The sequence below is a fragment of the Pseudogracilibacillus sp. SO10305 genome, from assembly GCF_037072005.1.
Lineage (GTDB): Bacteria > Bacillota > Bacilli > Bacillales > Amphibacillaceae > Pseudogracilibacillus > Pseudogracilibacillus intestinigallinarum.
Genome location: NZ_JAXHDE010000009.1, coordinates 112879 through 123531, shown reverse-complemented (window position 1 = coordinate 123531; position 10653 = coordinate 112879). Strand labels below are relative to the sequence as shown.

Sequence of the window (10653 nt, the reverse complement as noted above, 5' to 3'; positions counted from 1 at the left end):
CACGACAAAATTTGTTTTAAATGTTTGATTGAGGTGTCTTGCTAATAATTGGTTTTCTTCTTCTTTTAAGTTTAAAGTGTATAGGACAATGCTTGGATGACAATAAACAGTATTTGATTTTTGATTATATTAATAGGAAATCATCAAACTGTCGTCATATAAATATAATGTTGCAAGAAAAATTGGATGTGTACATCTATCTAGAAATGTAGAATTGACTGATTAATATTATTTTTGTACAGTTGTTGATGTAATGAATTGTAATATGGATGACTAGAGGAACGTAAGTAATTACCTTTGATCGTAAATTGTAAATCTTGCAGATGAGATAATTTCCGTTCTCGATACCCTCGCTCGTTCTCGCCAAAATGTTTCTGATAATAACAATTAACACTTCTATCTACCCCACGGCTAATATACCTATCGCCAATAACTGAATCGAAGATGATTTGTTCTTGCAGAAATGTAGGGTTTAATGCTGGAATATTATCCTCGAACCATTTCTTCCTGTCTATAATTAATTGACGCTTTAGATTTGCTTTATATTCCTCACATTTTTGGATACGATGATTTTTCGCAATGGTACGGACTTGGCTGACTGTTAATTGTAAATGATCTGCAACCGACTGTGTTTTATGATTAGGAAAATGCTTTTTTATGTAATCAATAACATATGGATCATTCATATTATCACCCCGAATAGAATGTACGTTCCTATTATAGCATGTTATCAGTGAGATTATGTTTATTAGGCTTGAAAATAGATTTAAATGATGAACAAAAAGAAGTTATAATTATAGCTAAAGATGATACCTTGTTAGGGAAAGACAGAGTAGAATTAATAAACCAGGGGATTGTTAAATTTACGAGACACTCCGTGGAACGATTAATTCAAAGGTTTAAAGGAAATTTGTCTGATCTTTATTTATTAGTTATTGAAATGATACAAAAGTCTACAGTTGTAGATGATAAAGCAGAATGGAGGCAGATGAAATACTATCTAAAATAGATTTTCAGAATTCTGACGGCATAACATTGGAGTAACAATTTAATCGAGTTGGAAGATGCTTAGTATTCTTCTAACTCGATTTTTTGGTGTGCACTGCATGGGCTCTTAGTGATGAAGATCCATTAGGTAGGAGCTGTTAGCTTAGAGAAAAGAATCTTGTGACTTGGAATCTGAAGACAAGCTATATTTTGTCTCGTTAGCAATCCGTTCTACTTCTTCTTTCGGCAGTGCTGTTGCTAAAGCAATATTTTCAATTTCCATACCTAAATCTAGCATACGCCTTGCTGTATCCTGCGCCGCTTTCTGTATTCCTTTAGCTTTATCTTCTATTCGTCCTTCCTCTCTCCCTTCCATCCGTAAATGATCCACCGTCGACATACCAACCTCTCTTCCTTCTGCATCCAAAGCTTCCACCAACCCTTCCAATGGAATGTTTTTCCGTTCATTTATTAAATAAGCTCTCAGTACCTTTTAAGATTGAACAAGATGGTACAAGGGCTGATGATACCAGAATCCATCGAGCATTGAGAGAAGCATTATTAAATACAATAATTCATGCTGATTATCAGATGCCAATGAGTACAGTAATTGAAGTTACTCCAAAAAGTTATAGTTACGAAAATCCTGGTGGTTTAAGATTACCAAAGGATAATGCAATAGAAGGTGGTACGTCAGATCCTAGAAATCCAACAATATTTCAAATGTTTTCATTGATTGGTTTTGGTGAGCGTTCCGGATATGGTCTATCTGAGATTTTTGATACTTGGGAAGAGCATCATTTTCAAGCACCCATTTTTGAAGAAGAAGTGTCACCAGATAGAACGATTCATAAGTTAAATATGATATCATTTTTGTCTCCAGAGAGTTTAACATTCAAAGGAGATGTGTTAGTAGAAGTACAAACAGAGAAGGCAGTAAGTGAAATTGAGGCGGAATCAGCCGGTATATTAGAGAGAATTATAGTGAAACGTGGGGAAGTTGCCACAGTTGGTGATACACTTGCAGTTATTAATGATGATACAACACAATTAGAAGAAGCAGACACAGATGCAATCAATGAATCTGCTGAAAAGTCGACAAAAACAGGACAATCTAATTTTGTTCGTATTGCACCTCGTTTAAGAAAATTAGCGAAAGATTTACAAGTAGATTTAACGAAAGTAACTGGAACTGGACGAAATAATGCAATTACTGAAAACGATATTAAAAATTTCCAAGATGGAAATGTAGTAGGAACACCTTTATCTAGTATTCGCAAAACGATTGCAATGAAGATGAAAGATAGTCTTCTAAACAGAGCACAACTAACGGAAACTGCATATGCAGATGTTACGAAACTTAGTGATATTAGGGACAAATACGATGTGAAATTAAGTTGGAACACATGGATCATGTTTGCGGTAGTAAAGGCTTTGAAAGAACACCCTTATATGAATGGTACTTTTGAAAATGAGTTGTGGCATCAAAGTGAAACAGTGGAACTTGGTATTGCTACAGATACAGAAGAAGGATTGTTTGTTCCCGTTGTGGAAAAAGCATGCGCTCTTACGATTGAACAGTTGGAGGAACAAACAAATGAATTAGTACGAGCGGTGAAGGATAAAAGAATTTCACAAAAGGATTTATCTGGAAGTACTTTTACGATAACGAATTTAGGAGCATTTGGTATACATTTTTTCACACCTATTATTAATCCACCTGAAGTAGCGATTCTAGGTATTGGGAAAATCGAACCATATGTCATGATGCTGGATGGGGAAGTAAAGGAACACCTCCGTATCCCATTGAGTTTAACATTTGACCATCAATTAATTGATGGGGCACCTGCAGCAAGGTTTTTGCAGAGTGTTGTTGGTATATTAAGGGATGCAGAAAAATTAATTAAATAATGAAATATGATAACTAAGAAAAGATATAAAGATGTTTGATATCTCTTCTTAGTTATTTTTTTGTAATAAAAAAGTCATAATTGATTTTAGAACATATGGATTTACGTATATTTTAATGGTAAAATATACTCATATAGAATAATGAGGAGTGATATTTTGTCGGAAATTGCTCATATTCGGGAAATTGATGGAGAGGAACAAACTATTAAAGAGCATTTAATAGAAGTTCGTAATCTAGCGGAACGGTTTGGGGAGAAATTAGGTGTGCCACATCTGGCAGGTTTGGCTGGTTTATTACATGACTTTGGAAAGTATAGTGACGATTTTCAACTATATATTCAAGAGGCTATCGCAAATCCTGAAAATCCACCAAAAAGGGGTTCTGTAGATCATTCGACAGCGGGAGGGAAATTGTTGTATGAATTTTTTCACCAAAATGGTCGCACGCAATACGAAAGGTTACTAGCTGAGATTATTGGAAATGTGATCATTTCACATCATGCGTATTTACAAGATTATTTAGATGCAGATTTAGGATCGAAATATTTGTATCGTGTAAAAGATAAACAAATCCAGCAATATGAAGAGATGAAAGAGGTATTTTTTGAAAAAGTAATGGATAAAAATGCTTTTAAAAAGTATGTAGAAAAAGCGACGAAAGAGTTAGAAACATTTTTATTAAATCCTACAAAAAATCCATTTGAATCGATGATGTTTTTAACGAAGTTTATTTTTAGTATATTAATTGATGCTGATAGAACGGATGCTATGTTATTCGATGAAAATAAAAGTTACACACACTTAGAAGATCAAACAACATTATTTTCACAGTATTATGATCGGCTCATGGAACAACTAAAAATATATGAAGAAAGTGCAGATGAAACAAATAAAATCCATGTATTACGAAGTGAAATGTCAGAACAATGTGAAAGTTTCGCAGAGAATGCTCCTGGTGTTTATACATTATCCATTCCGACAGGTGGAGGTAAAACATTAGCTAGCTTACGTTACTCCTTAAAACATGCGTTAAAATATAAGAAAAAGCGAATTATTTATATAGTACCTTATACAACGATTATTGAGCAGAATGCAGCAGATGTACGAAGGGTACTTGGAGACACTAATAATATACTTGAATTTCATTCGAATGTTGTGGAAACGGAAGATGAAGATACAGACGATGATTTTTTTCGAGAGGCATATAAAGTAAAGTTAAGTAAGGATAGCTGGGATAGTCCAATCATTTTTACAACGATGGTACAGTTTTTAAATGTGTTTTATGAAACTGGAACGAGGTCGATAAGAAGGTTACATAACTTGGCGAATGCGGTCATTATTTTTGATGAAGTACAAAAAGTACCAACAAGTTGTATATCTTTATTTAATATGGCGGTTAATTATTTAAAAAATTATTGTGGTACGACCTCATTGCTCTGCACAGCAACTCAACCGGCACTAGGATATGTAGAGAAAAGCCTAGAAGTAAATATAGATGGAGAAATTGTACAAGATTTAACAAATGTGATAGATGCATTTAAAAGAGTAGAATTGATTGACGATGCAACAGATACTTTATTTACCACAGAAAAACTCTCTATATTTATCCAAGAAAAAATACTAGAAAATGATAGTATATTAGTCATTTTAAATACAAAAACAGTTGTCAGGAAATTGTACGAAAAATTAACGGAAGAACTAGACGACGTTTTACATGTATATCATTTAAGCACATCAATGTGTCCAGCTCATCGAAAAATACTAATTGAAGAAATGAAATGGAAATTAAACAATAATGAAAAAGTTGTTTGTGTCAGTACACAATTAATAGAAGCAGGCGTAGATATTAGTTTTAAATCTGTTATACGGTCATTGGCAGGATTGGATTCGATTGCTCAAGCCGCTGGAAGGTGTAATCGGCATGGAGAAAGTGGTGCATTCGGTAAAGTTCATATTATCGATCATCAAGAAGAAAGTTTGAAAATGTTGAAAGAAATTAATATGGGTAAAATAATTGCGAAAAGATTGTTAATTGATATCAAACGAAGTAACAGACCTGTCAATGATATTCTATCAAATGAGGTAATGGAACGGTACTTTCAGGAGTTTTATAGTGAATTTCGAGATGAATTAGATTATCCAGTTCGGGGATACCGGGAAAACATGGTACAAATGTTAACGGATGATAGACAGAAATCAGAACGATACCGCCATTATTTTAAGCAGGCTAAAGCACACTTACCTTTATTTAATATTAACTGTATGCACACTGCTGCAAAGCATTTTCATGTGATTGAAAATCAAACAACTACTGTAATAGTTCCTTATAAAGAAGGAAAGGAAATCATTACAGAACTAATTAGTGCAGAAACGATAACGGATTTGAATGTATTATTGAAAAAAGCACAGCAATATACCGTAAATTTATATGATCAGGAGAAAAGAAAAATCGAAGAAAAAGGTGGGATGTATGGCATATTAGATCAGTCTGTTTTTATTTTGACTGAAGGATTTTATGATGAACGTTATGGTATTAGCCATGAAGGTGAAGGTGGGTTATCTAGTTTGATGATGTAATCTTTTATTTGGGAGGATAGTGTAAATGAAAAAAAGGAATTCTATTGAATTTGAGGTATTTGGCGACTATGCGTTGTTTACGGATCCTGTCACGAGGATAGGTGGTGAGAAAACATCATACCAAGTTCCAACATATAGCGCGTTGGAGGGGATTTTTTCATCCATATATTGGAAGCCGACATTAAGATTGATTGTAGATGAAGTTCGTATCATGAACCGAATACAGATGGAAACAAAAGGAATAAGGCCAATCAATTATAGTGGTGGAAATACTTTAGCTCATTATACGTATTTGAAAGATGTGAAATATCAAGTAAGAGGACATTTTATTTTTAATGAACATCGTCCTGACCTTGCTTTTGACCGAAACGAGCACAAACATCATAATATTATGCAGCGTGCATTGAAGGCTGGTGGCAGAAGGGATATTTTTCTAGGAACAAGAGAATGCCAAGCATATGTGGAACCTTGTGAGTTCGGATCTGGAAAAAGTTATTACGATGATTATGGGACGATAGGTTTTGGAACAATGTTTCATAGTTTTGGTTATCCGAGTGAAACAGGGAAAGAATTTTTAGAAGCAAGATTATGGCAACCGATGATGGAAGATGGTGTGATTCAGTTCATCCATCCTGATGCATGTGAACAAATAAGGGAAATTAAAAAATATGGTATAAAGGAATTTAATGAGTCTAATATTCAGTCAGCAGATGAATTATTAAAATACTTGGATAGCGAGGTGAGTGAATGAGTTGGTTACTTGATTTGTTTCAAGTGTATGAATCTAATTTGGAGCATGTAGGTGTGGTAGAGCGAAAAAGAAATGGAGCGACATACACTTTGTTGCCAATTTCTCACACGACACAAACCGCACATATTCAAGTAGATGTCACGGAAGATGGAGAATTTCATTCCGCATATGTGATTGAAAACAAAGAAGATGCTAGTACAGTGATTCCGAGTACAGAAGAATCAGCGAGTAGAGCTGGGGCAGCAATTGCACCATATCCACTCCATGATAAGTTAAGTTATACGGCCGGAGACTTCAAAGCATATGGTGGAAAGATAAAGAATGAAGAGCCGTTTCAAGTATATATAGAGAAGTTAAAGGAATGGGTAGAGTCACCGTATGTAGTCGATAAAATAAAAGCAATTTATCAATATGTGAAAAAGGGTAAGTTAATTCAGGATTTAGTAGAACATCGTATTTTATTTTTAGATGAGAATAATCAATTAATAAACAAGTGGCATAAAGATTATGAAGCATTGCATGGTGAAAAGCCACCTATCTTTAGTGCAATATCAGGGGAGCAGGAAGCGGCATTTGTTCGATTTAATGTCAGGTCTGCGACAGAAATTCACATAAAAGTATGGGAAGACACCGATGTATATGAATCATTTATTAATTATTATAAAGATTCATTAGGTGAAGAGGATTTCTGTTTTGTCACAGGGGAATGGAAGCCAGTAACTGAACGCCATGCGAATAAAATTCGTAATGCAGCCGATAAATCGAAATTAATTTCTGCAAATGATTCAAGTGGATTCACCTTTAGGGGACGATTTAATAAAAGTCATGAAGCGGTAAGTGTTAGTTATGAAGTATCTCAAAAAGCACATAATGCGCTGAAATGGTTAATAAATAGACAAGCAAAAATAGTAGATGGTCGTGTATTTTTAGCCTGGAGTAATAACCGATTGGAAATACCGGATAGCCAAGAAGATAGTTTTGATTTATACACGATAGCGAATGTAGTTAATGATGAGAAAGAAGAATTTATTCCTGATACAGGTGAAAAATCTGCTGAAGTTATTTCCAAAGCTATTTCAGGATATAAAGCACGATTTGATCAGGTAGAAAAACATGTGATTGTTTTGAATTTAGATGCCGCGACAACAGGTAGATTAGCTGTTGTTTATTATAGAAATATGGAATTAAATTATTATTTAGATAATTTACAAAGGTGGCATACCACTTGTCGATGGTTACATAGTTATCGGAAGAACAATGAAGGTAAGTTTGTTTCTTTTTATGGGGCTCCATCACCGAGAGATATTGCATATACTGCATATGGTTCAAAGGTGAATGATAAAGTGGTTAAAGAAGTGATGGATAGAATGATTCCATGTGTTATTGACGGAAAAGAAATCCCTAGTGATATCGTGAAAAATGCTTTTCATCGAGTGAATAATCCAGTTGCACTTGATAAATGGGAATGGGAAAAATCATTAAGTATAACATGTGCATTAATTAATAAAAAGGAGGGGTTAGATGTGGCACTAGATTATGAAAATAAGAGCCGTGATTATTTATTTGGAAGACTTTTAGCTTTAGCGGATGTTTTAGAAAGAAGGGCTTTACCTAAGGAAGAAACTAGAACTACCAATGCTATTAGGTATATGAATTCATTTTCGAAACACCCAGCAAGAACTTGGAAAACAATTCAAGAAAGTTTACAACCATATCAAATGAGGATTGGTGCAAAAGCGACAGATATAAATAAAATCATTGATGAAGTAGGTTCGATGATTCCAGTAGAACATTTTAATAATAATCCCTTATCAGAATTATATTTGCTAGGGTTTTATAGTCAACGCCATGAGTTATATCAAAAAAGAACAAAGGAAAAAGGAGAGAATTAAATGACAATATTAAATAAAAAAATTGACTTTGCTGTATTAGTTTCCGTGAATAATGCGAACCCTAATGGAGATCCTTTAAATGGAAATCGTCCAAGACAGAATTATGAAGGGTTTGGTGAAATTTCTGATGTCGCAATTAAGAGGAAAATTAGAAATAGATTACAAGATATGGGTGAGTCCATCTTTGTTCAATCAAACGACAGAAGAACAGATGAATTTAATAGCCTCCGTGAACGAGCCGATTCAAATGATAAGTTAAAAAAAGTAACTAGTCAAAAAAAGGTTGTAGAAGATGACTTTATTGAAGTAGCATGTAGTGAGTGGATTGATGTACGTAGCTTTGGACAAGTATTTGCCTTTAAAGGGAAAAGTGGAGCAGCTGGAGTATCGGTAGGTGTTCGTGGCCCAGTTTCTATTCATACAGCGGTCAGTATCAATCCTATAAACTCAACTAGTATGCAGATTACCAAAAGTGTAAATACAGAAACAGGAGACAAGAAAGGCTCAGATACAATGGGTTTAAAACATCGCGTTGATTTTGGATTATATATTTTTTATGGAAGTATTAATACACAATTAGCAGAAAAGACAAAGTTTACAATGGAAGATAGTGAGAAAATAAAGGAAGCTCTTGTAAGTTTATTTGAAAACGATGTATCTTCTGCAAGACCAGATGGAAGTATGGAGGTAAATAAGGTTTATTGGTGGGAGCATCGTACTAAAATGGGGCAGTATTCATCTGCGAAAGTTCATAGATCATTAGAAGTCACTCAAAATATAGAGGAACCTAAATCTATTGATGATTTTACAATAACCTTGCATCAGCTAGATGGTCTACAGGTAGAAGAAATTGATGGTAAATGAAGAAGACTATTTAATGTTGTCGGGAATTCAACATTTTGAATTCTGTAAAAGACAATGGGCTTTAATTCATATTGAACAGCAGTGGGAAGAAAATGTTAAAACGATTGAAGGACAATATGTTCATCGTAAGGTTGATCAACCTTTTATTAAGGAAAAACGGAAGGATAATATCACTGTTCGAGCAATGCCAATTAAATCAGAAAAGTTCAAAATAACTGGTATATGTGATGTAGTTGAATTTATAAAATGTCCGCAAGGTGTCTACATACCATCATTGAACGATAAATATATAGCTTATCCTGTTGAATATAAAAGGGGAAAGCCAAAAAAACATGATTCAGATATTTTGCAATTGGTTTTGCAAGCAATTTGTCTAGAAGAAATGTTGTTATTAGATATTAATTATGCATTCTTATATTATAATGAGATAAAACGTCGTGTGAAAATTGAAATAACTGATAAAATGAGAGAACAAGTGGAAAATATTGTTAAAGAAATGCATTTTTATTATATGAAGAGATATACACCGAAGGTTAAGACAGGTCCTCATTGTAAACAATGTTCTTTAAAAGATATTTGTTTACCAGAAATGATGGGAAAACAATCAGTTCAATCCTATATTGAAAGGAAATTAAAAGAATGAAAAGATTGTTAAATACACTTTTTGTAAATCAAACAGACGTATATTTATCTTTAGATGGTGGTAATGTTGTTCTTTTAAAAAATGAGGAAAAATTAGGAAGAGTTCCTTTACACAATTTGGAATCGATAGTGACATTTGGCTATACTGGTGCTAGTCCTGCCTTAATGGGGTATTGTGCAGAGAATAATATATCTATCGTTTTTTGTACAAAAAACGGTAGATTTCTAGCAAGAGTAATTGGAAAAAGTAGAGGAAATGTTACTTTGAGAAAAAAACAATATCGATTGTCTGATGATGAAAGAGCGTCAACACTTATTGCGAGAAATTTTATTTTAGGAAAAACATATAATGCTAAATGGATGTTAGAAAGAATGACTCGAGATTATCCACTCAGAATTGATGTTGGTAAATTTAAGAGGACATCTTCCGAATTATCCGAGTTATGTTTAAATATAAAAGGTGTTGAAAATCTTGAAGTTTTACGTGGGTTAGAAGGTCAGGCTGCAATAAAATATAATGCATTATTTAATAGTATGATTTTACAACAAAAAGATGATTTTTACTTTTATCAAAGAACAAGAAGGCCACCTTTGGATAATGTTAACGCAATGCTTTCATTTGCTTATACTTTGTTAGCAAATGATACAGCAGCTGCAATAGAAGCAGTTGGCTTAGATGCTTATGTAGGCTTTTTACACAGGGACAGACCTGGAAGGGTTTCTTTGGCCTTAGATATTATGGAAGAGTTGCGTGGAATTTATGCTGACCGTTTTGTTTTGACTTTAATTAATAGAAAGAAAATAAATAGTAGTTATTTTGTTAAGAAGGAAAATGGTGCAGTTATTATGTCTGAAGAAGGAAGAAAGATATTCTTAAAATCTTGGCAAGAGAAGAAACAAGAAAGAATTACTCACCCCTATTTAGGAGAGAAAATATCTTGGGGACTTGTACCATATGCTCAATCTATCTTATTGGCGAGATATTTACGCGGAGATTTAGATGAGTACCCACCATTTTTTTGGAAGTAG

10 protein-coding genes are annotated in these 10653 nt (G+C 33.7%); 8 read left to right on the top strand and 2 right to left on the bottom strand.

From position 1 onward, the window contains the following. Positions 1-200: 200 nt before the first annotated feature. Complete coding sequence (locus SPD45_RS08970) at positions 201-686, bottom strand: hypothetical protein (protein ID WP_336267401.1); 486 nt, start codon at positions 684-686, stop codon at positions 201-203. Positions 687-733: 47 nt separating this feature from the next. Between SPD45_RS08970 and SPD45_RS08965 the strand changes: the two genes are divergently transcribed. Next, positions 734-1009 carry a hypothetical protein gene (locus tag SPD45_RS08965; RefSeq protein WP_336267400.1) on the top strand — a complete coding sequence of 92 codons (276 nt, stop codon included), beginning with the start codon at positions 734-736 and terminating at the stop codon, positions 1007-1009. A 141-nt stretch (positions 1010-1150) separates the two neighbouring features. Here SPD45_RS08965 and SPD45_RS08960 read toward each other — a convergent pair whose 3' ends face one another. Continuing rightward, positions 1151-1426 (bottom strand): hypothetical protein, encoded by a 276-nt coding sequence (locus tag SPD45_RS08960; protein WP_336267399.1) that lies wholly within the window; start codon positions 1424-1426, stop codon positions 1151-1153. A 107-nt stretch (positions 1427-1533) separates the two neighbouring features. Between SPD45_RS08960 and SPD45_RS08955 the strand changes: the two genes are divergently transcribed. The 7 genes from SPD45_RS08955 to cas1c all read left to right on the top strand — a co-directional run bounded on the left by SPD45_RS08955 (position 1534) and on the right by cas1c (position 10653). Next, complete coding sequence (locus SPD45_RS08955) at positions 1534-2898, top strand: 2-oxo acid dehydrogenase subunit E2 (RefSeq protein WP_336267398.1); 1365 nt, start codon at positions 1534-1536, stop codon at positions 2896-2898. A gap of 156 nt (positions 2899-3054) precedes the next feature. Continuing rightward, positions 3055-5475 carry a CRISPR-associated helicase Cas3' gene (cas3, locus tag SPD45_RS08950; protein ID WP_336267397.1) on the top strand — a complete coding sequence of 807 codons (2421 nt, stop codon included), beginning with the start codon at positions 3055-3057 and terminating at the stop codon, positions 5473-5475. 25 nt (positions 5476-5500) lie between these two features. Beyond that, positions 5501-6226, top strand: a complete 726-nt coding sequence (gene cas5c, locus SPD45_RS08945) for a type I-C CRISPR-associated protein Cas5c (protein ID WP_336267396.1) — start codon at positions 5501-5503, stop codon at positions 6224-6226. After that, the gene (gene cas8c, locus SPD45_RS08940; RefSeq protein ID WP_336267395.1) at positions 6223-8118 is read left to right on the top strand and encodes a type I-C CRISPR-associated protein Cas8c/Csd1; all 1896 of its coding nucleotides are present in this window, start codon (positions 6223-6225) and stop codon (positions 8116-8118) included. Before cas5c ends, cas8c begins: the two co-directional genes overlap by 4 nt. Next, a complete protein-coding gene (gene cas7c, locus SPD45_RS08935) occupies positions 8119-8982 on the top strand; it encodes a type I-C CRISPR-associated protein Cas7/Csd2 (RefSeq protein ID WP_336267394.1) in 864 nt (287 codons plus the stop codon). Beyond that, positions 8969-9625, top strand: a complete 657-nt coding sequence (gene cas4 / locus SPD45_RS08930) for a CRISPR-associated protein Cas4 (protein ID WP_336267393.1) — start codon at positions 8969-8971, stop codon at positions 9623-9625. Before cas7c ends, cas4 begins: the two co-directional genes overlap by 14 nt. Next, on the top strand, positions 9622-10653 hold the full coding sequence (gene cas1c / locus SPD45_RS08925; RefSeq protein ID WP_336267392.1) for a type I-C CRISPR-associated endonuclease Cas1c: 1032 nt from the start codon (positions 9622-9624) through the stop codon (positions 10651-10653). The genes cas4 and cas1c overlap by 4 nt, the downstream gene beginning before the upstream one ends.